This is a genomic window from Nocardia wallacei (assembly GCF_014466955.1).
In the GTDB taxonomy this organism is placed as follows: domain Bacteria; phylum Actinomycetota; class Actinomycetes; order Mycobacteriales; family Mycobacteriaceae; genus Nocardia; species Nocardia wallacei.
On record NZ_AP023396.1, the window covers coordinates 335,031 to 357,450 of the forward strand.

At 67.6% G+C, this 22,420-nt stretch carries 23 protein-coding genes; 12 read left to right on the forward strand and 11 right to left on the reverse strand.

What is annotated here, in order from left to right; genetic code table 11:
• Positions 1-44: 44 nt before the first annotated feature.
• Positions 45-620: a dihydrofolate reductase family protein gene (locus NWFMUON74_RS01505; RefSeq protein WP_187686232.1), complete on the forward strand. Its 576-nt coding sequence runs from the start codon at positions 45-47 to the stop codon at positions 618-620.
• A gap of 117 nt (positions 621-737) precedes the next feature.
• On the opposite strand, the gene NWFMUON74_RS01510 is transcribed toward NWFMUON74_RS01505, so the two are convergent.
• A complete protein-coding gene (locus NWFMUON74_RS01510) occupies positions 738-1,157 on the reverse strand; it encodes a secondary thiamine-phosphate synthase enzyme YjbQ (protein ID WP_187686233.1) in 420 nt (139 codons plus the stop codon).
• 15 nt (positions 1,158-1,172) lie between these two features.
• On the reverse strand, positions 1,173-1,640 hold the full coding sequence (locus tag NWFMUON74_RS01515) for a MarR family winged helix-turn-helix transcriptional regulator (RefSeq protein ID WP_187686234.1): 468 nt from the start codon (positions 1,638-1,640) through the stop codon (positions 1,173-1,175).
• 125 nt (positions 1,641-1,765) lie between these two features.
• Between NWFMUON74_RS01515 and NWFMUON74_RS01520 the strand changes: the two genes are divergently transcribed.
• The 6 genes from NWFMUON74_RS01520 to NWFMUON74_RS01545 all read left to right on the forward strand — a co-directional run bounded on the left by NWFMUON74_RS01520 (position 1,766) and on the right by NWFMUON74_RS01545 (position 7,805).
• Positions 1,766-2,239 carry an SgcJ/EcaC family oxidoreductase gene (locus NWFMUON74_RS01520; RefSeq protein WP_187686235.1) on the forward strand — a complete coding sequence of 158 codons (474 nt, stop codon included), beginning with the start codon at positions 1,766-1,768 and terminating at the stop codon, positions 2,237-2,239.
• A gap of 67 nt (positions 2,240-2,306) precedes the next feature.
• The gene (locus tag NWFMUON74_RS01525) at positions 2,307-3,572 is read left to right on the forward strand and encodes an aspartate kinase (protein WP_187686236.1); all 1,266 of its coding nucleotides are present in this window, start codon (positions 2,307-2,309) and stop codon (positions 3,570-3,572) included.
• A gap of 4 nt (positions 3,573-3,576) precedes the next feature.
• Complete coding sequence (locus NWFMUON74_RS01530; RefSeq protein WP_187686237.1) at positions 3,577-4,611, forward strand: aspartate-semialdehyde dehydrogenase; 1,035 nt, start codon at positions 3,577-3,579, stop codon at positions 4,609-4,611.
• A 305-nt stretch (positions 4,612-4,916) separates the two neighbouring features.
• Positions 4,917-5,558, forward strand: a complete 642-nt coding sequence (gene darT / locus NWFMUON74_RS01535) for a type II toxin-antitoxin system toxin DNA ADP-ribosyl transferase DarT (protein ID WP_232110787.1) — start codon at positions 4,917-4,919, stop codon at positions 5,556-5,558.
• Positions 5,559-5,576: 18 nt separating this feature from the next.
• Positions 5,577-7,070 (forward strand): type II toxin-antitoxin system antitoxin DNA ADP-ribosyl glycohydrolase DarG, encoded by a 1,494-nt coding sequence (gene darG / locus NWFMUON74_RS01540; protein ID WP_197986953.1) that lies wholly within the window; start codon positions 5,577-5,579, stop codon positions 7,068-7,070.
• A gap of 171 nt (positions 7,071-7,241) precedes the next feature.
• Positions 7,242-7,805 (forward strand): SMI1/KNR4 family protein, encoded by a 564-nt coding sequence (locus NWFMUON74_RS01545; protein ID WP_187686240.1) that lies wholly within the window; start codon positions 7,242-7,244, stop codon positions 7,803-7,805.
• Here NWFMUON74_RS01545 and NWFMUON74_RS01550 read toward each other — a convergent pair whose 3' ends face one another.
• Positions 7,806-8,387, reverse strand: a complete 582-nt coding sequence (locus NWFMUON74_RS01550) for a TetR/AcrR family transcriptional regulator (RefSeq protein WP_187686241.1) — start codon at positions 8,385-8,387, stop codon at positions 7,806-7,808. It abuts the gene before it with no gap.
• Between the two features lie 90 nt (positions 8,388-8,477).
• Here NWFMUON74_RS01550 and NWFMUON74_RS01555 point away from each other — a divergent pair, with 90 nt between their 5' ends.
• Positions 8,478-8,894, forward strand: a complete 417-nt coding sequence (locus tag NWFMUON74_RS01555; protein ID WP_187686242.1) for a nuclear transport factor 2 family protein — start codon at positions 8,478-8,480, stop codon at positions 8,892-8,894.
• A gap of 27 nt (positions 8,895-8,921) precedes the next feature.
• Here the strand turns inward: NWFMUON74_RS01555 and NWFMUON74_RS01560 are convergent, their stop codons facing one another.
• A complete protein-coding gene (locus NWFMUON74_RS01560; RefSeq protein ID WP_187686243.1) occupies positions 8,922-10,271 on the reverse strand; it encodes a serine hydrolase domain-containing protein in 1,350 nt (449 codons plus the stop codon).
• A gap of 131 nt (positions 10,272-10,402) precedes the next feature.
• On the opposite strand from NWFMUON74_RS01560, the gene NWFMUON74_RS01565 reads away from it, so the two are divergent.
• Both NWFMUON74_RS01565 and NWFMUON74_RS01570 read left to right on the forward strand, forming a co-directional pair.
• Positions 10,403-10,843 carry a Fur family transcriptional regulator gene (locus tag NWFMUON74_RS01565; protein WP_187688849.1) on the forward strand — a complete coding sequence of 147 codons (441 nt, stop codon included), beginning with the start codon at positions 10,403-10,405 and terminating at the stop codon, positions 10,841-10,843.
• 71 nt (positions 10,844-10,914) lie between these two features.
• Positions 10,915-12,381, forward strand: a complete 1,467-nt coding sequence (locus tag NWFMUON74_RS01570) for a catalase (protein ID WP_187686244.1) — start codon at positions 10,915-10,917, stop codon at positions 12,379-12,381.
• Positions 12,382-12,393: 12 nt separating this feature from the next.
• On the opposite strand, the gene NWFMUON74_RS01575 is transcribed toward NWFMUON74_RS01570, so the two are convergent.
• Positions 12,394-13,035: a TetR/AcrR family transcriptional regulator gene (locus NWFMUON74_RS01575; protein ID WP_187686245.1), complete on the reverse strand. Its 642-nt coding sequence runs from the start codon at positions 13,033-13,035 to the stop codon at positions 12,394-12,396.
• Between the two features lie 116 nt (positions 13,036-13,151).
• On the opposite strand from NWFMUON74_RS01575, the gene NWFMUON74_RS01580 reads away from it, so the two are divergent.
• Complete coding sequence (locus NWFMUON74_RS01580; protein ID WP_197986954.1) at positions 13,152-13,892, forward strand: SDR family oxidoreductase; 741 nt, start codon at positions 13,152-13,154, stop codon at positions 13,890-13,892.
• Between the two features lie 62 nt (positions 13,893-13,954).
• Here the strand turns inward: NWFMUON74_RS01580 and NWFMUON74_RS01585 are convergent, their stop codons facing one another.
• The gene (locus NWFMUON74_RS01585; RefSeq protein WP_187686246.1) at positions 13,955-14,710 is read right to left on the reverse strand and encodes a TetR/AcrR family transcriptional regulator; all 756 of its coding nucleotides are present in this window, start codon (positions 14,708-14,710) and stop codon (positions 13,955-13,957) included.
• Positions 14,711-14,861: 151 nt separating this feature from the next.
• Here NWFMUON74_RS01585 and NWFMUON74_RS01590 point away from each other — a divergent pair, with 151 nt between their 5' ends.
• Positions 14,862-16,394: an MFS transporter gene (locus tag NWFMUON74_RS01590; RefSeq protein ID WP_187686247.1), complete on the forward strand. Its 1,533-nt coding sequence runs from the start codon at positions 14,862-14,864 to the stop codon at positions 16,392-16,394.
• A gap of 223 nt (positions 16,395-16,617) precedes the next feature.
• Here NWFMUON74_RS01590 and NWFMUON74_RS01595 read toward each other — a convergent pair whose 3' ends face one another.
• The 5 genes from NWFMUON74_RS01595 to NWFMUON74_RS01615 all read right to left on the reverse strand — a co-directional run bounded on the left by NWFMUON74_RS01595 (position 16,618) and on the right by NWFMUON74_RS01615 (position 22,266).
• Positions 16,618-16,959, reverse strand: coding sequence for a hypothetical protein (locus NWFMUON74_RS01595; protein ID WP_187686248.1), 342 nt, complete (start codon positions 16,957-16,959; stop codon positions 16,618-16,620).
• A 273-nt stretch (positions 16,960-17,232) separates the two neighbouring features.
• Positions 17,233-17,865: a LutC/YkgG family protein gene (locus NWFMUON74_RS01600; protein ID WP_187686249.1), complete on the reverse strand. Its 633-nt coding sequence runs from the start codon at positions 17,863-17,865 to the stop codon at positions 17,233-17,235.
• Positions 17,866-17,990: 125 nt separating this feature from the next.
• Positions 17,991-19,148 carry a transcription termination factor Rho, short form gene (locus tag NWFMUON74_RS01605; protein ID WP_187686250.1) on the reverse strand — a complete coding sequence of 386 codons (1,158 nt, stop codon included), beginning with the start codon at positions 19,146-19,148 and terminating at the stop codon, positions 17,991-17,993.
• A 235-nt stretch (positions 19,149-19,383) separates the two neighbouring features.
• On the reverse strand, positions 19,384-20,430 hold the full coding sequence (locus NWFMUON74_RS01610) for a tellurite resistance/C4-dicarboxylate transporter family protein (RefSeq protein ID WP_187686251.1): 1,047 nt from the start codon (positions 20,428-20,430) through the stop codon (positions 19,384-19,386).
• Positions 20,431-20,628: 198 nt separating this feature from the next.
• On the reverse strand, positions 20,629-22,266 hold the full coding sequence (locus NWFMUON74_RS01615; RefSeq protein ID WP_187686252.1) for a GMC family oxidoreductase: 1,638 nt from the start codon (positions 22,264-22,266) through the stop codon (positions 20,629-20,631).
• Between the last annotated feature and the right edge of the window lie 154 nt (positions 22,267-22,420).

A 22,420-nucleotide genomic window follows, 5' to 3' on the forward strand; every position in this document is an offset into this window, starting at 1 on the left:
CGAAATCACTACAGACAGAGTACAACAGGCAAGGCGGTATTGATATGCGAAAGCTCGTCTACTACGTCGGGGTGTCCCTGGACGGCTACATCGCCGGGCCTGCGGGGGAGGTGGACTTCTATCCGGTGGCCGACGACATGTCGGCCTGGTTCAACGAGCGGTATCCGGAGGTGGTCCCGACACACATCCGCCCGCACGTGGGATTGCCCGTGGACACTCCTAACCGGGAGTGGGACACGCTGATCATGGGCCGCGGCACCTACGAACCCGCGCTCTCGATCGGTGTGGCCAGCCCGTTCGCGCACATGAAGCAGTACGTCGTGTCCGGCACGCTGGCTCCGGTGGACGACCCAGGGGTCGAGGTCGTCGCGGGCGATCCGGTCGAGTTGGTGCGCGGGCTCAAAAAGGAAGCGGGCAGGGATATCTGGCTGTGCGGCGGCGGCAAACTCGCCGGTGCGCTCGTCGACGAGATCGACGAGCTGATCATCAAGAGCTATCCGGTGATCGCGGGCGCGGGCGTGCCGGTGTTCGGCGGCGACTTCCGCCCGACCCTGTTCCACCCGGTCCGGCGGCAGGAATTCAGCAACGGCGCGCAGGTCACCTGGTTCACCCGGGCTTGAACCCCCATCCCGCCGCGATCCTCGTCAGAAAGGCTGTATCTCCTATGCGAAAGCCAGTTCGTAACCACGCTGTCCAGCAGCGCTTCGCCGCTCGTCCCGTGCGCCCGATCCCTCAGGTCAACTGGGGTCGGCAAGGAAGGAGAGGCGCACCCGGCGGTTCGGGTTGTCGACGTTGAGGTCGACGAACGCCACCGACTGCCAGGTGCCCAGCGCGAGTTCACCGCGCAGCACGGGAATGGTGGCGTAGGGCGCGATCAGCGCGGGCATGACGTGCGAACGGCCGTGCCCGCGCGATCCGTGCGCGTGCCGCCAGCGGTCGTCGGCCGGTAGCAGGTCGCGCAGCGCGGCCAGCAGGTCGTCGTCGCTGCCGGCGCCGAGTTCGATCAGCGCGACGCCCGCGGTGGCGTGCGGGACGAAGACGTGCAGCAGGCCGTCGCCGCCCGCCGCGGCCTCGCGCAGGAAAGCCGTGCACTGCGGCGTGAGGTCGTGGACCACTTCGGAGCGGCCCGTGGTCACGTCGATCTCGGTGCTCTTCATGAATTCGCCTCCGGCTCAGTCGGATTCGTTGTTGCGCAGCATGGTGGTCACCCGCAGCGAGGTCTCGTGCAGGCGGTCGAACAGGTCGAGCAGCAGCTCCAGCTGCTCGGTCGAGTACTCGCCCATGATCTTTCCGAATTCCCGCGCCAGCAGTTCGTAATGCGGCGCGATCTCGGCGATCCGGTCCTCGTCGGCGGTGACGATCACCCGGCGGCGGTCCTGCGCGTCGTGCTCGCGGGCGACGTAGCCGCCGCGCAGCAGCCGGTCGATCATCCGGGTGACGGCGCCGGTGGTGAGTCCGGTGCGGGCGGCCAGCTCGCCGGGTGTGGCGGGACCGCCCAGGCGCAGCAGATTCAGGCAGCGCAGATCCGTCACGTGCAGGCCCAGCCGGTCGGCGACGGCCTGGTGCATCATCACCGCGTCCGTCGCGTTGCGCTGCGCTGCGACGGTGAGTCGTTCTCCCAGGTCTTTCGCCTTCGTCATCGCTGGTCCTCGCTCCTGTCCGCCGGTCCTGCCGCCTTGACACTAGCGCTCGACTCGATCACTATCTTACTTACTCAATTATTTACTGAGTAAGTAAATGATCAGAGCAATAAAGGAGAGTCCCGATGACCGATCGCCACGCCGACGAACTGGCCGTCCGCGCCGTGCTGGCCCGCGCGAGTGCCGCCTGGGCCGCGGGTGATGCCGCCGCCTACGCCGCGGTGTTCACGCCCGACGCCGATTACGTCACCTTCCTGGGCACCCACCACAAGGGCCGGGCCGACATCGAGTCCTGCCATATCCCGCTGTTCGAGAAGTTCCAGCGGGGCTCGCGGATGGACTACGAGATCACCCAGCTGCGTTTCCCCGCGCCCGACGTCGCGCTCGTGCACAGCAAGGGCGCACTCCTGAAGGGCGCACAGCGCCGCACACCGCGCAATACGAAGATGCAGACGTGGGTGCTCGTCCGCGGCGCCGAAGGTTGGGAAATTTCAGCGTTTCACAACACCCGATATCACTGGATCCTGGCACCGCTGACCACCAAGTTCGACGCCCGGATGGGTTCCTCGGAACTGCCCCCGGTCGAGGTGCATCGATAATCCCTCGATCCGGATCGGTACTCTGGGTTCCTGTAATTGCAGCTAGTCGATCTTGGAGGACCCCGTCGTGGCTCTCGTCGTTCAGAAGTACGGAGGATCCTCGCTCGAATCAGCCGAGCGTATCCGGCGCGTCGCTGAGCGGATCGTGGAGACGAAGAAGCAGGGCCACGATGTCGTGGTGGTCTGCTCCGCGATGGGCGACACCACCGACGAATTGCTGGATCTGGCCCAGCAGGTGTCTCCCGCGCCGCCGGCTCGTGAGTTGGACATGCTGCTGACCTCGGGCGAGCGGATCTCGAACGCCCTGGTGGCGATGGCCATCCACTCGCTGGGCGCGGAGGCGCGCTCGTTCACCGGGTCGCAGGCCGGCGTGATCACCACCGGCGCGCACGGCAACGCCCGCATCATCGACGTCACCCCGTCGCGGGTGCGGGAGGCGCTCGACGAGGGCGTGGTCGTGCTGGTCGCCGGATTCCAGGGCGTGTCGCAGGACAGCAAGAACATCACCACGCTCGGCCGCGGCGGTTCCGATACCACCGCGGTCGCGCTCGCCGCCGCCCTGGAGGCCGACGTCTGCGAGATCTACACCGATGTGGACGGCATCTTCACCGCCGACCCGCGGATCGTGCCGGACGCGCAGAAGCTGGACCAGATCTCCTTCGAGGAGATGCTGGAGATGGCGGCCTGCGGCTCCAAGGTGCTCATGCTGCGTTGCGTGGAGTACGCGCGAAGCTTCAACGTGCCCGTCCATGTGCGTTCGTCGTACACCGACAAGCAGGGCACCTACGTTTACGGATGGATGGAGGACATCCCCTTGGAGAAAGCAATTCTCACCGGCGTCGCCCACGACCGCAGCGAGGCCAAGGTGACCGTGGTCGGCCTGCCCGACGAGCCGGGTTACGCCGCCAAGGTGTTCCGCGCCATCGCCGACGCCGACGTCAACATCGACATGGTGCTGCAGAACGTGTCCAAGGTGGAGACCGGCAAGACCGACATCACCTTCACCCTGCCGAAGACCGACGGCCCGAAGGCCGTGGAGTTCCTGACCGAGCGGCAGAGCGAGATCGGCTTCTCCCAGGTGCTGTTCGACGACCACATCGGCAAGGTGTCGCTGGTCGGCGCGGGCATGAAGAGCCACCCGGGCGTCACCGCCACCTTCTGTGAGGCGCTGGCGCAGAACGGGGTCAACATCGACCTGATCTCCACCTCGGAGATCCGGATCTCGGTGCTGGTCAAGGACACCGAGCTGGACAAGGCCGTGCAGGTGCTGCACAAGGCCTTCGATCTGGGCGGCGACGAGGTCGCGGTCGTGCACGCCGGATCGGGGCGGTGATCGCGTGGGCGTACGGGTAGGTGTCGTCGGCGCGACCGGCCAGGTCGGCGCCGTGATGCGAAAACTGCTGGAGGAGCGCGACTTTCCCGCCGACGAGGTACGGTTCTTCGCCTCGTCGCGGTCGGCCGGCAAGAAGCTGCCGTGGCGCGGCGGTGAGGTCGTGGTCGAGGACACCGAGACCGCCGACCCGAGCGGCCTGGACATCGCGCTGTTCTCAGCCGGGGCCACCATGTCGCGGGTGCAGGCGCCGCGCTTCGCCGCCGCGGGTGTCACCGTCATCGACAACTCGTCGGCCTGGCGCAAGGACCCCGAGGTCCCGCTGGTCGTCAGCGAGGTGAACCCGGAGCAGACCCGCAACCTGGTCAAGGGCATCATCGCCAACCCGAACTGCACCACCATGGCGGCGATGCCGGTGCTCAAGCCGCTGCACGACGCGGCAGGTCTGCGGCGGCTGATCGTCTCCAGTTACCAGGCGGTGTCGGGCAGCGGGCTGGCCGGGGTGGAGGAGCTGGCCGGTCAGGTGCGCGCGGTCGCGCCCGAGATGGAGAAGCTGACCCACGACGGTTCGGCGGTGCGGTTCCCCGCGCCGAACAAGTACGTCGCCCCGATCGCGTTCGATGTGCTGCCGCTGGCCGGTTCGCTGGTCGACGACGGCTCCGGCGAGACCGACGAGGACCAGAAGCTGCGCAACGAGAGCCGCAAGATCCTCGGCCTCCCGGACCTCGCGGTGAGCGGCACCTGTGTGCGCGTGCCGGTCTTCACCGGTCACTCGCTGTCGGTGAACGCCGAATTCGCGCAACCACTTTCGGTCGAGCAGGCCCAGCGGATCCTCGCCGGAGCCCCGGGCGTCAAACTTGTCGACGTGCCCACCCCGCTGCAGGCGGCCGGTATCGACGAATCCCTGGTCGGCCGCATCCGCCGCGACGAGGGCGTCCCCGACGGCCGCGGCCTCGCCCTGTTCATCTCCGGCGACAATCTCCGAAAAGGCGCCGCCCTCAACACAATCCAGATCGCCGAGGTGTTGCTGAGCCAGCGCTGAGGACACCTCGTTCAGCCGAGACCTGTTGACTTCCCCATGGTCGACGGGTCTCGGCCTGTCGACTCGCATGGCGCAAGCGGAGGCGAAGCCCTTGCCGCGTCGATCCACACCTGTCCGGAATCTGCTGCGATGGTTCCTGTTTCGCCGACAGTGTCGGAGTTGTTGGGTACGGTTGATGCCGATGCAGTCCAGTGATCGACAACATCCGGATTTGCTACGAATCGTCAGGTGGGGAGCAGTCGTTTGCGAAGAGTTGTTCGCGGGCAAGCCGGGCAAGTTTTGGACGGCGACATCGTGCATGGGGGATGACCGTGCGTCGTCCTGTGCCCACGCCCGTATGGCACTTCACTCACCTTGACCATTTGCCAACCATCAGTCAGTTCGGCCTACTCTCGGACACAGAAGCGCAGCGGGTGGGCTGCATCGAGCAAGAGGTTGGCAATCTGGGCATCAAACGGACACGCCGGAGTCGACGAGTGCCGGTCGGTGCAGGCGGGTTCGTAGCCGACTACGTGCCATTCTACTTCGCCCCCAGAAGTCCGATGATGTACTCGATCTTCAAAAAGAACGTGGACACCTACAGTGGAAGTGACCGCGAGCTCGTCTACTTGCGCACCACCGTCGAGACGCTGATCGATCAAGGGTTGCAGCCTGTATTCACCGACCGGAACGCGGCACTGCAGGTGTGTAGGTTCACATGCGACCTGGCCGTAGTCGATACCATGATCGACTGGCCACTGATGGGGGAGCGTATCTGGAAGAACACCGAGACCGATCATGATCGGGTCGAGAGGAGGATGGCCGAGTGCTTGGTACATGGCAAAGTACCGTGGTCAGCGTTCGTCGAGATAGCTGTTTGCAGCCAGCAGACCGTAGACCGAGTTAGGCTGGCCGATGGGTTGGTGGACCGGACGCCCGTATCTGTCAGACCTGCCTGGTACTTCTAACGTATGGAGTCGTTCGCCGTGATCATCGAGGCCACTGGCAACTTGCTCCGCGCCGACACGGAAGCGTTGGTGAACACTGTCAACACCGTGGGTGTGATGGGCAAGGGCATCGCGCTGCAGTTCCGCCGCGCGTACCCGGAGATGTTCCAGGCCTATAAAGAGGCCTGTGAACACGGCGAGGTCCGGATCGGCAGAATGCATGTCTGGCGCACCGGAATGCTCGATGGGCCGCGTTATATTATCAATTTTCCCACAAAGAGACATTGGCGCGCGTCTTCCAAGCTACCCGATATCGAGGCAGGTTTGGTCGACCTTGTAAATGTGATCACAGAATTGCGGATAAAGTCTATAGCTGTGCCGCCTCTTGGCTGTGGCAACGGCGGACTGGATTGGGCCGAAGTAGAGCCGGTGATCGTATCCGCTCTACGGCCTCTGCCGAATTTGGATGTCCGACTATATCTGCCCGGTAATACGCCGGCTGCCGCCGAGATGCTGAATGCTACACCTCGGCCGGAGATGACGGTGGGCCGTGCTGCGCTTATCGAACTTCTGTCTCGGTACCTGAGGAACTCCTTGGAGGCGACTCCACTGGAGATTCAGAAGCTGATGTACTTTCTGCAAGTTGTCGGCGAGCCTCTTCGACTGGAGTTCTCGAAGGGTCGTTACGGGCCGTACGCGGATGGCTTGAGAAGAGTGCTCAGCCTGGTCGAAGGGCACTTTTTGACTGGCTACGGGGACGGCTCGTCACGGGTTCTGGAGGCAACCTCCATTCGCCCGCTCCCGGCGGCTGGAGTGGAAGCATCGAGGGTTTTGGATTGTCATCCTGCAACTCGCCAGCGGATTGCTGTAGTCGATAATCTAACCGACGGCTTCGAGTCCATGTATGGCATGGAATTGCTTTCTACTGTCCATTGGCTCGCTGTCCATGACCGGTGTGCGGCACTGGACTGGCGACGAAATGCCGAATTGGTTCGAGAATGGACACCACGGAAAGCGGAAATATTCACAGACGATCATGTTCATGAAGCATGGTTGCGACTCCGGGCCTACGATCTTATCGAAGGTAACGCACTGAATCGCCCCAGCCGGCGTATGAGTGAGAGAATGCCTTCGGGAGGCAAGGTGGTAACGGTACGAGTGAGTCGCGCTGAACTTGGCGCTAGGCTGATTCAGGCTATCCGTGAGTCCGCCTTCCCTATATCTGATGTGGCAGTAATTACTGCCACACGAGGTGAATCCGATTATATTCAGCAGCTACTCGATGCGGAGGAAATTCCTACCCGTTCGCTGGAGGAGTTCGACGGCACATGGCTGGACGCGGTAAAGGTCGGGACTGTGCGTCGCGCGAAGGGGCTCGAGTTCGCGGCAGTGTTCCATCCGACGCCGGCGCATGGGCCGGTCGATCAGCTGTCCAGCGAGGAGCGCTCCGCCGCCGAACTCATTCAGCGACAGGCGCTGGTTGCGATGACCAGAGCTCGCGATTATCTCTGGATAGCTGTGGTGGAGGAGTAGTCGCCCCGGGGTTTCACGCCGACTCTACTGTCATCGGTTCCCCACCGGCGGTTTCCGGGATGTTCAATGTTGGTGAAAGGTATGTAACTTCGGTTCCGACCTGGCGTTATTCTGGTTCGGCGGGACTGAACGGCGTTGGCGCGCAGGGGGTTCGGTGGTCATGATCGACCGATGGATGTGGAACTGCGGGGTCGGCTGGAGTGGGTTCGGGGGCGGCTGGAATGGTTGCGGGAGCGGGACGCGTTGCTGCCCAGGGCTTTCGACAGCGAGGTGGTGACGGGAGGGAATCTGCACTCCTATCTCACCTGGCCGGTACGGGCGGAGAAGTTGTGCGGACTCGAGGGTGTGATGGGGGCGGCGCTGGACCCGGTGTTCCGAGCGTTCCTGGTGCGGATCGGGGTCGGTGCGGGACCGTATTGCGGGATCAGCTGGGAGCGGATGATGCGGTCCGCCCGAACCGCCTGTGTGCGTGAGTTTCCGAGTGGTGAGCAGGGTACCGGGCTGCCGACCGCGGGTTTCCTGGTGATCAGCGACGTGGGCTACGGCGACTTCATCGGCGTGGTGGCGGCGGGGGCGGCGCGGGGGCGGGTGGTCTATCTGGGTTATCGTCGCGATGAATGGTCCTTGGGTCCAACGTTTCTCGACTACTACCAGAGCTGGCTCAATCACGCGGCCGCCCGGCTCAACGCCGAACTGCGGGCGTACGCACCGGCGGGGCCGGTCGGCTGCGCGTGATCACCGGGCGCGCAGGCCGTCGAACACCACGGCGAAGGCGCGCGAGCGCTGCTGCTCGTCGGCGCCCGTGGTGTGCGCGGCGAGGAAGGCGCCCTTGAGGATTCGCATCAGATCGTCGGTGCCGATATCGGCGCGGACCGCCCCGGACTGCTGCGCGCGGCGCAGCAGGACGTCTATCTCGGTGACCAATTCCTTTGTGGGCACACTGGTTCCGGCGGCCTCGTGCCCGCCCAGCGCCTCGGCCAGGTCGCGTTTCACGCCGCCCTCGGTGACCATCCGGTCGAGCAGTTCGAAGAAGGCCGCGCCCGGGTCGGCGGCGGTGGTCAGGCCACGGGCGTAGTCGATCATCCGCTCGACATTGTCGGTGATCGCGGCGTGGAACAGCGCCTCCTTGGTGGGGAAGTGCCGGTACACCGTGCCCGGGCCGACACCCGCGCGGCGCGCGATCTCGTCCAGCGGGACCGAGATGCCCTCGGCCGCGAAGGCCGCCTGCGCGGCGGCCAGCACCCGCTCGCGATTGCGGCGCGCATCGGCCCGCGGCGCCCGCTTGGCCCCGCTCGCCGCGGCCGATTTCTCCTGCACGGCGCGATTCTACCGGCTGCCCATTGACAAGCGGGGCGACCGTTCCGGATTATAAGCGGGGCATACGTTCCGCTTATCAGAGAGGTTGTCATGACAGAGATTTCGGTGCGGAGTCCCCGGGCGCTGGTCGAGGGGCTGTTCCAGCAACTCCCGGCCAGAGACGCCGACGCCTTCGTGGCGCTGCTCGCCCCCGACGCGGTCTTCGAGATCCCGTTCACCATCCCCGGCCTGCCGGACCGGCTGGAAGGCCGGGAGGCGATCCGCGAGCATCTGGCCCAGCGCTGGTCGGGGCTGTCCGGCATCGAGGTGCACGCGGTTCGTCCCGAGGTGTACGAGACCACCGATCCGGAGCTGCTACTGGTGGAGAACGAGGTGGACATGACCGTGCCCGGCGCCGGACGGGCCCGGGTGCGCACGTCGGTCAACGTGGTCCGGGTCCGGGACGGCGAAGTCGTGCTGTTCCGCGACTACATGGACACCGCGCGGCTCACGCGACTCACGCAGTGAATCGGAGCACGCCGTCGCCGGTCGGCCTCACCGGATGCCCGGGGTGCGCGGATCCGGGCCGAGGCACACCACCAGCAGGCAGCCCGGCGGGGCATCGGCGAACGGCGCGGCCAGCGGAGTATTCAAGCAGGACAGCACATTACAGTCGGGATAGGCGTGCGGCCCGAGTCCGAAGACCGCCAGTGTGATGTTCGGATCGAAGTAGTCGCGCGGGTCCAGGCGCGGCGGCGGCTCCACGTAGGGCCCCGGGTCCGGCGTCGGCGGTTGTTCGAACGCGGCGAACAACCGGCGAAAGAACTCATGGGACAGTTCGGTCGAATTCTGTAGCGCGCCGGTCGGTCCCAGGTTGCTGTGGTTGCCGAATACGCCCGTCCACACCACGGTCAGGTCCAGGCTGGGGATGACGAAGACATTCTGCAGGGCCAGCCCGGACATCTCGTAGGTGTCGGCGGGCAGGAAGCCGGGCATCTCCACGCACCCCGCGCCCACCCAGAACAGATAGCCGTAGCAGGGGTTCGCCGCCGACGGCTGCCGGGCACGGTGCAGATAGTCGGCGGACACGACTCGCGTATCGCCCCAACGCCCGTCGTTGCTCGCCAGCAGCCCCAGCTTGGCCAGGTCGTCGGGCGGGATCATCAGGTGGGCGTAGCCGTAGGTGTGCCCGGAACGATCGCGGGCCCAGTAGTAGTCACCGCGCTGGATGCCCAGCGGATCGAAGAGCTCGCGCTGGGCGAACTGCTGCAGCGGCTCGCCCACCGCCGATTCGACGACATAGCCGAGCAGATCGACATTGCGCTGGCTGTAGGCGAATTCGGTGCCCGGCGGATGATCCAGCGGTACACCCAGCGCCTGCACCGCGCTGTTCGGATCGACCGGCACGACACCGGTGACGCCCTCGTTGATCAGGCCGATGTGCAGGCCGGAGGTCTCGGTGAGCAGATTCTCGACGGTGATCGATCGATGCGCGGCATCGCCGAGGCCGGGCGGGAGGTAGCGGTCGATCGGCGCCGAGATATCGAGTTGGCCTCGGTCCCAGGCGATTCCGGCGATCAGGGAGACGACGCTCTTGGTGACGCTCCACACGTTCCAGGCGACGGTGTCGGTCCGATCGTTGCCCGGGCCTTCGCCGATCAGGCAGTTGTGCCGGAAGACCTTGACATTGAGCCGATTTCGCTGAGCCGCGAAGTCCAGCGCGGCGCGCAGCCGGGCGGTGTCGAGCCCGGCTCGCTCCGGCTCGGCGCGTTCGAAGTCGCGCCCGGCGGTCACCGCGCAGCGCACGTCGTCGACCGGCGCCGCCCCGACCGACGGCGCGGATGTGCCACCGGCCGTCAGTGCGAGCACCGCCACACCCGTCACCCACCCGAGGATGCGCCCCATGCTCACAGGCTATAGCGGCAACCTCCGTCACACGGTGAAATCTCGGTGTCGCCACGCGAACGCCGCGGTGTAGGCGACCCAGCCCCGGATCCTTTTCTTGACTTATTCCAGAAAAGGTGGAAACTGAAGTCATGCACACCGGTGAATTCGATCCGCGCGAACGATTGCGCGCGGTCGGCCTGCGGGTCACCGCCCCGCGGGTCGCGGTGCTGGACGCGGTTGCGGCGCAACCGCATTCGGACGCCGATCGAATCGCCGCCACGGTTCGCGAACGAATCGGGTCGGTGTCCACCCAGGCCGTCTACGACGTGTTGCGCGCCTGCGTGAACTCGGGCCTGCTGCGGCGCATCGAGCCGGCGGGGTCGGCGGCGCTGTACGAGGCCCGCATCGGCGACAACCACCATCACCTGGTGTGCAGGCAGTGCGGCACGGTCGTGGACGTGGACTGTGCCGTGGGCAGTGCCCCCTGCCTCGACCCCTCCGACGCGCACGGCTTCAGCGTCGACGAGGCCGAGGTCGTGTACTGGGGCCGGTGCCCGGACTGCCGGGCCGATTCCGTACCCACCCGATGAACACGCCACCCATCCAGTTACTCCGGGCCGCCGTCCCGGCGTCTGTTGCTCGTCAGCCAAGGAGGCGTCGAATGACCGAACCGACCACCACCAACACCGGCACCCCGGTACCCAGCGACGACGAGTCGCTGACCGCGGGCGCGCAAGGCCCGATCCTGCTGCACGATCACTACCTGATCGAGAAGCTCGCCCAGTTCAACCGCGAGCGGGTGCCGGAGCGGATCGTGCACGCCAAGGGCGCGGGCGCCTACGGTGAACTGGTCGTGACCAACGACGTCAGCCGGTTCACCAAGGCCAAGCTGTTCCAGCCCGGCGCGCGGACCGAGTCGCTGGCGCGGTTCTCCACGGTGGCCGGCGAGCAGGGCAGCCCCGACACCTGGCGCGACCCGCGCGGTTTCGCGGTGAAGTTCTACACCGAGGACGGCAACTACGACCTCGTCGGCAACAACACGCCGGTCTTCTTCATCAAGGATCCGATCAAGTTCCCCGACTTCATCCGCTCGCAGAAGCGGTTGCCGGGCAACGGTCTTCGCGACCATCACATGCAGTGGGACTTCTGGACGCTGCGGCCGGAGAGCGCCCACCAGGTCACCTGGCTGATGGGCGACCGCGGTATCCCGAAGACCTACCGCCACATGAACGGGTACGGCTCGCACACCTACCAGTGGATCAACGCCGCGGGGGAGCGCTTCTGGGTCAAGTACCACTTCCGCACCGACCAGGGTCAGCAGTTCCTGACCCAGGCCGAGGCCGACCGGCTCGCGGGCACCGATCCCGACTACCACCGTCAGGATCTGTGGGAGGCGATCGAGCGCGGCGAGTACCCGAGCTGGACGGTGTACGTGCAGGTCATGCCGGTCGACGAGGCGGAAGGTTACCGCTTCAACCCGTTCGATCTGACCAAGGTGTGGTCGAAGAAGGACTACCCGCTGATCGAGGTCGGTCGCTGGACGCTGAACCGCAACCCGCGCAACTACTTCGTGGAGATCGAGCAGGCGGCGTTCGAGCCGTCGGCGATCGTGCCGGGCATCGGCTACTCGCCGGACAAGATGCTGCTGGGCCGGGTGTTCGCCTACGCCGACGCGCACCGGTATCGCATCGGCACCAACTACGCGCAGCTGCCGCCCAACCGGGCTCGCGCCGCCGAGGTGAACTCCTACTCCAAGGAGGGCGCGATGCGGTACGACTTCAACGCGCCCGAGGTGCCGGTGTACGCGCCGAACTCCTACGGCGGCCCGCACGCCGACGCGTCCCGCGCACCGGAGGAGGCCGCCTGGGCCTTCGAACCGGAGCAGGTGCGCGCCGGTTACATCCAGCACGCGCAGGACGGTGACTTCACCCAGCCGGGCACCCTGGTCCGCGAGGTGTTCGACGACGCCCAGCGCGACCGCCTGGTGAGCAATGTCGTCGGCCACGTGCTGGGCGGCGTACAGGAGCCGGTTCTGAGCCGCGTCTTCGAGTACTGGAAGAACGTCGACACCGAGATCGGCAAGCGCATCGAGAAGGGCGTGCGCGCGGGGCTCGACGGCAGGAGCTGATCGGGCCGCGCGCTATATCGACCGCAGCAGTGAGTCCGTGACCTGCTCGGCGGCCGCCCGGTCCAGGGGCGCGTGGCCGAGCAGGAAGCGGTACCAGAACAGGCCGTAGAACTGGTCTACGAGCAGGTCCGGGTCGGTGCGGCCGGGTAGCTGTCCGCGTTCGATGCCACGAAACAGAATGTCCCGCACCGCTTTTCGCCGGGCCGCGGTGAAGTCTCGCACCAGTTCCGCCAGGTGCGGGTCGAGCGCCGCCTCCCGGACCAGGGTGCGCAGCGTGGCGGCGACCGGCGGATCCTGCGCTCCGGCGAAGGTGGACGCGACGATCGCCAGCAGGTCGTCGCGCACCGAGCCGGTGTCGGGCTGCGGCACGGTCCGGTCGGCGGTCGCGAGCAGGGCGTCCAGCAGCACCGCGCCCTTCGACGGCCACCACCGATAGATGGTCTGCTTGCCGACCCCGGCCGCGCGGGCGATGGCGTCGATGGTGATCGGCGAGCCGTCCGACTCGGCGAGCAACCGCACCGCCGCCGCGAGAATCGCCCGGTGCACCGCCTCGTTGCGGCGGCGGCCCGTGTGCGGACGAGGCGTTTCCGGCTGCTGCCGCGGCGAATCGGCCCGGCCCGCGCCACCGCCCGCGGCGTTCGACCGCGCTTCCATCACCCCACCTCCTCGGGCTTCGACCGGCGTGGGAACAGGGTACGCGCTACTCTCGTTGTCGAGACTGTAAGTCTCGTCAACGGTATGGCGAGACCCTCGTGGAAAGAAGCACACCCATGACCGCACCGAACCCCTCCGCCGCCTCGCACGTCGTCGTCATGGGCGGTAGCTCCGGGATCGGCGAGGCCACCGCGGCGCTGTTCGCCGCGAGTGGCGCCCGGGTCGTCGTGACCGGCCGCGGCCAGGACAAACTGGACGCGGCCGTGGCCCGAATCGGCGGTGACACCACCGGATTCCGGGTGGACGCCACCGATCAGGCCGAGATCGACGCGTTCTTCGCGCAGTCGGGAACGATCGATCACCTGGTGATCGCGGTGAGCGGCGCGGCGGGCAGCGGCCCGTTCGCCGACCTGCGCCTCGACGAGCTGGCCGCGGCGTTCGACGGCAAGTTCTGGGCGCAGGTCCGCATTCTCAAAGCGGCACTGCCGCACCTGAATTCGTCCGGATCGGTCACGCTGGTGACAGCGGGTTCGTCCCGCGCCGCCTTCCCGGGCACCTCCGGTCTGGCCGCGGTCAACGGCGCGCTGGATGCCATGGTGCCGCCGCTGGCGGTGGAGCTGGCGCCGCTGCGGGTGAACGCGGTGTCGCCCGGCGTCATCGATACGCCGTGGTGGGATCGGGTCCCGGCGGATCAGCGGCGCGACCTGTTCGACGGCATCTCCGCCGCCACACCGGTCGGCCGCGTCGGGCACCCCGAGGACATCGCCCGAGCCATCCACGCGCTGGCCACCAACGGGTTCATCACCGGTGTGGTGCTGGATGCCAACGGCGGCGCGAATCTGGCCACCGGGCGCTGAGGTTCCGGCGAAATCCGCAGGGCGCGTTCGTGATAAGGCGAACGCGCCCGACTCGCATCAAGCTATCGTGCCTGTCGTCGGCGCAGCTCGGCCCCGTCCAGGATGAGGTTCAGCTCGCCGTCGAACGTGGCATCGCGGTAACTCGCCGCGTTCACGCCGCGGTGCGCGACATAGCGCTTGTGTGTGCGCGGAAACGGTTGGGACGCTGCCTCGTACGCCGCCATGATGCGCTCGGACCACTGCTGTTCGTCGAGGCCGCTGCGCGCGATCGTGGCCAGCGCCGCCGCCTCGGTCGAGGTGGCGCCGATGATGTAGGTGAAAACCGTGTTGGTGACGAGGTCGGTGGTGCCCTCGTCGAAGCCCGCCGATTCCAGCAGCGTCAGCGCCTGCTCGGTCAGGCGCATCAGATGGGGTCCGAGGAATGCCAGGCCCGTGCTGCTCAACACCACGCCGACCCAGGGGTGGCGCAGCATGACCGCGCGCACCTCCCGGCCGAAATCCAGTACCGCCGTGCGCCATTGGGCCGGGTCGGCGGCCTCGAGCGAGTGCACCTCGCCGAAGACCTCGTCGACCACCAGCTCCAGCAGCTCCTCCTTGTTCGACACGTGGGTGTACAGCGAGGTCGCGCCCGCGTTCAGCCGTGCGCCGAGCTTGCGCATGCTCAGTGCCTCGTGACCCTCGGCATCCAGTAGGGCGATCGCCTCCGCGACGATCTGGTCCCGGCTGAGCGCCGGTGTCTCCCGCCGCGCGCGCTGCGGGCGGGTCCACACCGACGGGATCCCCTCCGGCGCCGCGCCGTGCCGTGTCTCGGTGGCCATCTCCGCTCCTTCGCAGTCGTCGCACCCAGCATAACGCGTGGTTCGAACAGTGTTCGGAGTAGCGAACGACGTACCCGTTGCGAACACTGTGCGGCGCGCCGTACAGTGTTCGGCAGAACGCACGCCGTGCGGAATCTCGAAAGGGTTGACGATGGAAACGCTCGAAACGACCGCCCGGGAGTCGGTCGCCAGAAACCCCCGCCGCTGGCTGATCCTGGTGGTGCTCTGCCTGAGTTCGCTGGTCCTGGTGATCGACAACATGGTGCTGACCGTGGCGATCCCCGACATCGCGACCGATCTGCACGCCAGCGCCCAGCAGATCCAGTGGATCATCGACGCTTACCTGCTGGTGTTCGCCGGGTTGTTGCTCACCTCCGGCAGCCTGTCCGACCGATTCGGCCGGCGCCTGGTGATGGTGCTCGGCCTGGTGCTGTTCGGCGGCGCGTCAGTGCTGGCGGCCTACGCGAACACCCCCGAGTTGCTGATCGCCGGACGGGTCGTGATGGGTGTCGGCGGCGTGCTCATCATGCCGAGCACACTGTCGATCCTGATCACCGTCTTCGACGATCAGGAGCGGCCCAAGGCGATCGCCGCGTGGAGTTCGGTCGCCACGCTGGGCATGGTCGGCGGCCCGGTGGTCGGTGGCGCCCTGCTCGACCACTTCTGGTGGGGTGCGGTGTTCGTGATGAACGTGCCGATCGCGGTCGTCGCGATCATCGCCGCGCTGGCGTTGATGCCGGAGTCCAAGGGCCCGTGGCGCAAACCGGACGTCCCGGGCATGGCCCTGTCGATCGTCGGAATGGCCGCGCTGGTGTGGGCGATCATCGCCGTGCCGCAGGACGGCTGGACCGACACCGGCGTGCTGACCGCCTTCGGTGTCGCCGCGGTCGCCCTGGCCGGGTTCGTGATTCGCGAGGTCACCACCGATTCGCCGATGGTGCCGCTGGATCTGTTCCGCAATCGGACCTTCACCGGGTCGAGCTTCTCGCTGGTGCTGGTGACCTTCGCCAACGGCGGCCTGGTGCTGGTGCTCACCCAGTTCCTGCAGTTCGTGCTCGGCTACACGCCGATGCGCACGGCGCTCGCGTTCACCCCGATGGCGGTCGCGATCCTGGCCTGCAACGGCCTCGGCGCGACGCTGGTCGGCAGGTTCGGCGCCAAGGTGGTCACCGTCATCGGCCTGCTGGTGGTCGGGGCCGGTTTCGGCGGGCTGGCGCTGCTCGACACCGACAGCGGTTTCTGGCCGGTGGCACTGGCCACGGCGCTGCTCGGCGCGGGCGCCGGACTGGCGATGCCCGCGGCCATCGGCGCGCTGATGAGCGTGGTCCCGGCCGAGCACGCCGGTGTCGGTTCCGCGTTGAACGACACCATTCAGCAGGCCGGCGCGTCGATGGGGGTGGCGGTGCTGGGCGCGATCCTCGCGGGCACCTACACCGACGAGATGCCGACGTGGGCGCCGGAGGGCATTCGCGAGTCCATCGCCGGCGCGCTCGGCACCGGTGACGAGGGCTTGATCGGCCTGGCCCGGCACGCCTTCAGCACGGCCATGTCGGCCACCTTCACAGCGGGCGCGCTCAGTGCGCTGGCGGCCGCGGTAGTGGCGGTGTTCCTCATGCGGAACGTGAAAAACGTTGCGGGCGAAGGAGAAATGCTCGACAGCGAGCAATCGGTCGACACGCACTGAAGGACGGACGAACTCCGCCCCGACCGGGATCGGCGGGGCGGAGTTCGTCGTGCACGGCGGCCACCCTGCCTACAGCAGTCCCCACCAGTAGAACAGGCAGGCCAGTACGAAGACGACTGCGGTTTCCATCGTCGCTCCCAACCTTTCGCGTACCACCCATCATTCCTCGAGTTCGCGCGCCGCGCCGCAGACCAAGATCACAACGGCGCAACGGACGACCGGGTCAGCTGAGGATGTCGACCAGCGAGCCGTACGCCATGAGCGCCAGGCCGACCAGCACGACCGACAGATCCCGGCCCGTCGAGGCGGCGGCCGGGGGTTCGCGGTCCGCGAGCGCTCCCGCCAGCGCCGAGTCCAGATCGGCCGGGGTGAGCCGGGGCGCCGTCGAGTTCTCCTCCGGTGTCTCCGCCATTCCGCCCAGTCGCGTACGCAGGTCCTCGACGAAGCCGACGAGCGCCGCCCGCGTCGCCGCCTCGCGCCGCACCGCCCTGTTCCATGCGATGACCGAGCCGACGGCCGTGACGAGGGTGCCGACGAGCACGAGCAGGTCGTCGTTGAATTCCACGCCGAAACCGTACAGCGGTCGCCACGGTCCCGGAAGGCGACCGGATACCCAGTGCCGGAAAGGCTTTCGCACCCCTGCCCACGCGATCCTGCCGCCCCCTCCCTGAAGTCGGCAGGAGCGCGTGGGTGTGGCTCGGACGTGACCCGCCACCCCTCGTAGACGGGCCGCGTCCGGTGCTCCACCCCCTCGGCGGGGGTGCACCGGATGTGATCCGGTGGTGACACAGACGATGCCGCGCCGGGCTTGGCGGGGTCTTAACGAGTGCTTGCGGTGCTACTCGACGATGAAGACGATCAATTGCCGCGGATCGGAGGCGTCCTGGTCGGTCGCCGCGGCCGAGGGGCCGCCGAAGAAGGTGACGGGACGGCGGGGATCCAGTTTGTCGAGCACTTCCGGCAGCGACGATACGATCTGGTCGGCCCGCACCACGCACACATGACAACCGGGTACCCGGCTGGGTGTGCGCCGGAGCTGGCCGGGCCCGCCGTCGAGCACGAGGGTGCCGGAATCGGCGACCGCGCCGGTGCAGGTGGTGACGACCGCGTCCACCGGATCGGCGGTGGCCGCGTGTGGCCGATCGGGTAGCACCTGGTGGCCCTCGGTCTCGGACCAGTATTCGAGCCATTCGGCGGGCAGGCCGTCGGGCGCCGTCACCGCGGTGGCGCCGTGCACGCGCAGCACCAGGTTCACGCGGTCGGCGATCTCGGGCTCGGTGATCCGGTCGACCTCGGCGCCGAGGGTTTTCAACCGCGCGACGAAAGATTCCACGAGGGCGGCGCGATCGGCGGTCGACACCTCCGCGGGTTGTCGCGGGTACCGGTGCGAGACCGGCACGGTGCGTTCGTCGTCGGGTAGCGCCAGCAGGCCGTCGCGCACGCGGCGCAGGAACTCTTCTTGCGACGTCACCGTGTCCTCCCGGGTCGAGCAAGGCCGGCACGACCTTCTCGATGCCCACCACCGCGAACCAGGTTACCCCCGCGTAGGAAACCGGCTAATACCGCGCAACGTCGTGTCGCCGACAGGTGCCAATGTCAGTTTCCGGCCGCGCGCACACCGGCGAGGAACTCGGCGTTGGTGTCGGTCTGACGCAGGCCGGTGAGCAACAGTTCCACGGCCTGCTGCGGTTCGCGCCCGGCCAGCGTGTGGCGCAGCGCGTGCACGGCGGCCAGTTCGTCCGGGGCCAGCAGCAGCTCGTCCTTGCGGGTGCTGGACTGCGCGATGTCGACCGCGGGGTGCAGGCGGCGCTCCGCGGTGCGCCGGTCGAGCTTGAGTTCGGCGTTGCCGGTGCCCTTGTACTCCTCGAAGATCACCGTGTCGGCCACCGAACCGGTCTCCACCAGCGCGGTGGCGACGATGGTGAGCGAGCCGCCGTGCTCGATGTTGCGCGCCGCGCCGAGGAACTTCTTCGGCGGCGCGAGCGCGGCCGCGTCCACACCGCCGGACAGCACCCGGCCGGAGGCGGGCGAGGCCAGGTTGTAGGCGCGGGCCAGCCGGGTCAGCGAATCCAGCAGCACCACCACGTCCCGGCCCATCTCGACCAGGCGCTTGGCGTGCTCGATCGCGAGTTCGGCCACCGCGACGTGCTCGCGCGGCGGTTGGTCGAAGGTGGCGGCGGCGATGTCGGCGGGCACCGCGCGGGCGAGATCGGTGACCTCCTCCGGGCGTTCGCCGACGAGCACCAGCAGTAGCTGACACTCGGGGTGGTTCTTCGCGATGCCGTGCGCGATCGATTGCAGCACAGAGGTTTTGCCCGCCTTGGGTGGCGCGACGACCAGGGCGCGTTGACCTTTGCCGAGCGGCATGGCCAGATCGGTGACGCGCGTGGTCATTTCGTGCGGTTCGGTCTCCAGCCGCAACCGGTCCTGTGGATGGATGGGGACCAATTCCGAGAAGTGCGGCCGGGACTTCGCCTGGGCGGGCGGCAGGCCGTTCACGGTATCGATGCGGATCAGCGGCGGGAATTTGGCGCCTTCGCGCTTGGCGCCGATCGCACCGGTGACGGTGTCGCCGCGGCGCAATCCGTAGTCGCGGATCAGGCGCGGCGGCACGTGGGCGTCGTTCGGACCGGCCAGGTAGCCGTCGACGCGCAGGGTCGCGTGGTTGTCGGTGATGTCGAGGATGCCGCTCACCGGCGTCTCGGTGGTCACCGTGCCGGCATCGCCTGTCGAGTGAATCGTGTTGTGTTTCATGGTTTTCTCCTGAATCGGATATGTGGTCGTGATCGCGGCGAGTGCCGTGGAGCGGCGTGCGAGCCGCGGGTGGAGAATCCCGGTCGGGTCCGGTCGAGGTGGCGTTGTACGCCCGGTATCGGATCGGAGCGGGTGAGGAAATCTTGTGGGAGGGACTGCTGCGTCTACCTACATCCACAGGATTACGACAGTGCCTACGTTAACGGCACGAGGTGGAACGCGCAATAGCGCCCGTTCATTCCCGGCCCGCCGCACCGCGTGCTCTCGGCCGCCGGAGAACGGTGCCCACCAGCGCGGCGGCGGTCGCCACCCAGGTGATCAGCGCGACCCAGGCCTCGGCGTGGCCGAAGGTGACCATCCAGTGCTCGCCGAGCACGCGCCCCAGCTCGGCCGTGCCGACGCCGTACATGCCGATCGGGAAGACGATGCTCCACAGGCCCGGTTCGTACGCGAGGGCGAGGTGCCGCACCAGATGCCGCCACACCCCGGCGGCCAGCAGCAGCGGGATCAGCCAGCTCCCGAAGGCCCACAGTCCGATCGCCGCACCCGCCAGGAACGGCCGCGCCGCCGCGACGAGCTGGTTCGAGCCGTGCTCGAGCACCTGCGCCCCGGCCAGCACGCTGATCGCGGTCGCGCCCATGAAAACCCAATACGCCGGAACGAGTTTCGCGGCCGTGAGCGATCCGCCGAACAGCGTGCCGAGCACCAGCGCGGCCACCGCCAGATACAGCACGACGCCCACCGACCAGCACAGCAGTGCGGGAACCGCGAGGCGCTGCCCCCACGGCCGCGGCAGCACGGTCGCGGCCACGGCCAGCGACTGGGTGCCGACCACCCAGAGGAACCAGGTGCCGTCGGCGCCGGTGACCGCATCCTGCGGCGCGTGGTGCACCATCAACGCCGCCGGTATCGCGTAACACAGCAGCAGCCAGGCCGCGGCCGCGATCGCGAGCAGCACCAGCGCCGGTCCGGTCCGATCGTGCGCGGCGAGCCCCGCGGCCAGTACCGCGGCGCCCGCGACGAAGGTCAGATAGGTGAACCCGACGGCCGGGTCGCGGGCATCGGCGAGGACCGCCTCCCGAAACAGGGCCAGCCGCAACAGTGTCGCGACGGTCAGCGCGGCGAAGGCCACCAGCCCGATGATCAACAGCGCGGTGCCGCACCAGGCCCACCCGGCGCCGGTCACGGCCCGCGACACGATCCCCGTCGCCATGACCGCCGCGAACCAGCCGGGCTTCAGGTTCCGCACGCTCGCCACGCGCGTGCTCAGGCCCTCGTTCACGCCACCACCTCGCTGCCGGGCGCCACCGGGCGCGCTGGAGGTTCGCCGACGACGCCGTGCCGAACCGGGCGATGCCGGGCGAACGCGCTCACGACGGCAAGTTTCGCACCGATGCGCGCGGTACTCGGGTAAGCGCCTGTCGCCGAGTGTGTCCGGCGGGTGGGGGACGGGCGTGGGCCCGGCCCCCGCTTCAGCGAATTACGCTCCCGCGGTGATGAATTCGGCGCACTTCTCGCCGATCATGTACGACGGGGCGTTGGTGTTACCGCCGGTGATGCTCGGCATGATCGAGGCGTCGGCGACCCGCAGGCCCTCGATGCCGCGCACCCGCAGCTGCGGATCGACCACCGCCCGCTCGTCGACGCCCATGCGACAGGTGCCGACCGGGTGGTAGACGGAATGGATGCGGTTGGGCAGTTCGCGCCGCAGGGCCGTCTCGTCGGCGAACTCGGGACCCGGCGCGTGCTCCTCGGTGACATCACCCGCGATGGTCTTGGACGACATGATCTCCCGGATCATGCCGATGGCCTCGATCAGGAACTCGGTGTCGGCCGGGTCGGACAGGTAGCCCGGGTCGATCAGCGGCTGCTGCAGCGGATCGGTCGAGGCCAGCCGCAGTTCGCCCCGGCTCTTCGGATAGATCAGGGTCGGGAAGATTGTGATCGCCGAGCGGCGGTCCACCATGTGCAGCTTGTCCTCGTCCTGGTTGGGCACCGGATAGCTCCACGGCAGGGTGTGGATCTGCATGTCCGGAATGTCCTTGGCGAACGAGGTTTTCACGAACCCCACGCATTCGAACACCGTCCGCCCGAACCACGAACTACCCGGACGCAGCGCCTCGCGCAGCATGCCGGCCGCGAAGTGCGACGGAATACCGCGGTGCAGCGCCTTCTTGGAGATGTAGGTCATCGGGACGAACAGGTGGTCGTGCAGGTTCTGCCCCACCGGCAGGTCGGCGTGCACGTCGATGCCGAGGTCGCGCAGGTGCCCGGCCGGGCCGATGCCCGACAGCAGCAGGGTGTGTGCCGAACCCATCACGCCGCCGGAGACCACGACCTCCTTCGCGGCGCGGATGATGCGGCGGCGGCCACGCTTCTCGATCACCTCGACACCGGTGGCGCGGCCCTTCTCGATCACCACGCGCGCTACGTGCGCGCCGGTGACCACGCGCAGGTTCTTGTTCGGGCGCTCGGTGATGAAGCCGCGCGAGGAGCTGTAGCGAATACCGTTGCGCACGCTCTGCTGGAAGATGCTGATGCCCTCCTGCGATTCGCCGTTGTAGTCGGCGATCTGCGGGACACCCAGCGTCTCGGTCGCCGCGGAGATGAAGCCCTGCGCGATCGGGGTGAGTTCCTTCTGCCGGGTGACCTGGATCGGGCCGCCGGAGCCGCGCAGCTCGCTCGCGCCTTCCTCCCAGTTCTCCAGGCGCTTGTAGGCGGGTAGCACGTCGGCGTAGCTCCAGCCCTCGCAACCCTCGGCCGCCCAGGAGTCGAAGTTGGCCTTGTTGCCGCGCACGAACAGCATGCCGTTGACGGAGCTGGACCCGCCCAGCACCTTGCCGCGGGTCATCGGGATCTCGCGCTCGTTGGCGTGCTTCTGCGGCACCGAGTACTGGCTCCAGGTGACCTGGTGCTTGAGCTGCGGCACGGTGTGCACCGTGGTGATCATGCCCGGCACGCGGACCAGCCGGGTGTTGTCCTTGCGCCCGGCCTCCAGCAGGATCACGCTGGCGCCGTGCTCGGCCAGCCGGCCCGCGACGATGGCACCGGCGCTACCGGCGCCCACGACGACGTAATCGGCTTCGCTGGTATCCCCGGTGCGCGGAGAGTCGGTCATAGTGCTTACCTCATCCTCGAAGTAGTCGGCAGGTCGCGGCCGCGCTCGGTGCCGGAGAGCGTGCCCGAGATCACTGTAGAACAAGTTCTAATAATGGTGAAGCGCCGGATCCGGATGCGGTTCTCGGCGCACGGCCTCCGATCCGGGTGAGTCG

Coding starts and splice junctions, on each gene's coding strand:
- NWFMUON74_RS01505 (WP_187686232.1), top strand. CDS start 45: ATGCGAAAGCTCGTCTACTACGTCGGGGTGTCCCTGGACGGCTACATC.
- NWFMUON74_RS01510 (WP_187686233.1), bottom strand. CDS start 1,157: ATGAAGAGCACCGAGATCGACGTGACCACGGGCCGCTCCGAAGTGGTC.
- NWFMUON74_RS01515 (WP_187686234.1), bottom strand. CDS start 1,640: ATGACGAAGGCGAAAGACCTGGGAGAACGACTCACCGTCGCAGCGCAG.
- NWFMUON74_RS01520 (WP_187686235.1), top strand. CDS start 1,766: ATGACCGATCGCCACGCCGACGAACTGGCCGTCCGCGCCGTGCTGGCC.
- darT (WP_232110787.1), top strand. CDS start 4,917: ATGACCGTGCGTCGTCCTGTGCCCACGCCCGTATGGCACTTCACTCAC.
- NWFMUON74_RS01545 (WP_187686240.1), top strand. CDS start 7,242: ATGGATGTGGAACTGCGGGGTCGGCTGGAGTGGGTTCGGGGGCGGCTG.
- NWFMUON74_RS01555 (WP_187686242.1), top strand. CDS start 8,478: ATGACAGAGATTTCGGTGCGGAGTCCCCGGGCGCTGGTCGAGGGGCTG.
- NWFMUON74_RS01560 (WP_187686243.1), bottom strand. CDS start 10,271: ATGGGGCGCATCCTCGGGTGGGTGACGGGTGTGGCGGTGCTCGCACTG.
- NWFMUON74_RS01565 (WP_187688849.1), top strand. CDS start 10,403: ATGCACACCGGTGAATTCGATCCGCGCGAACGATTGCGCGCGGTCGGC.
- NWFMUON74_RS01570 (WP_187686244.1), top strand. CDS start 10,915: ATGACCGAACCGACCACCACCAACACCGGCACCCCGGTACCCAGCGAC.
- NWFMUON74_RS01575 (WP_187686245.1), bottom strand. CDS start 13,035: ATGGAAGCGCGGTCGAACGCCGCGGGCGGTGGCGCGGGCCGGGCCGAT.
- NWFMUON74_RS01580 (WP_197986954.1), top strand. CDS start 13,152: ATGACCGCACCGAACCCCTCCGCCGCCTCGCACGTCGTCGTCATGGGC.
- NWFMUON74_RS01585 (WP_187686246.1), bottom strand. CDS start 14,710: ATGGCCACCGAGACACGGCACGGCGCGGCGCCGGAGGGGATCCCGTCG.
- NWFMUON74_RS01590 (WP_187686247.1), top strand. CDS start 14,862: ATGGAAACGCTCGAAACGACCGCCCGGGAGTCGGTCGCCAGAAACCCC.
- NWFMUON74_RS01605 (WP_187686250.1), bottom strand. CDS start 19,148: ATGAAACACAACACGATTCACTCGACAGGCGATGCCGGCACGGTGACC.
- NWFMUON74_RS01615 (WP_187686252.1), bottom strand. CDS start 22,266: ATGACCGACTCTCCGCGCACCGGGGATACCAGCGAAGCCGATTACGTC.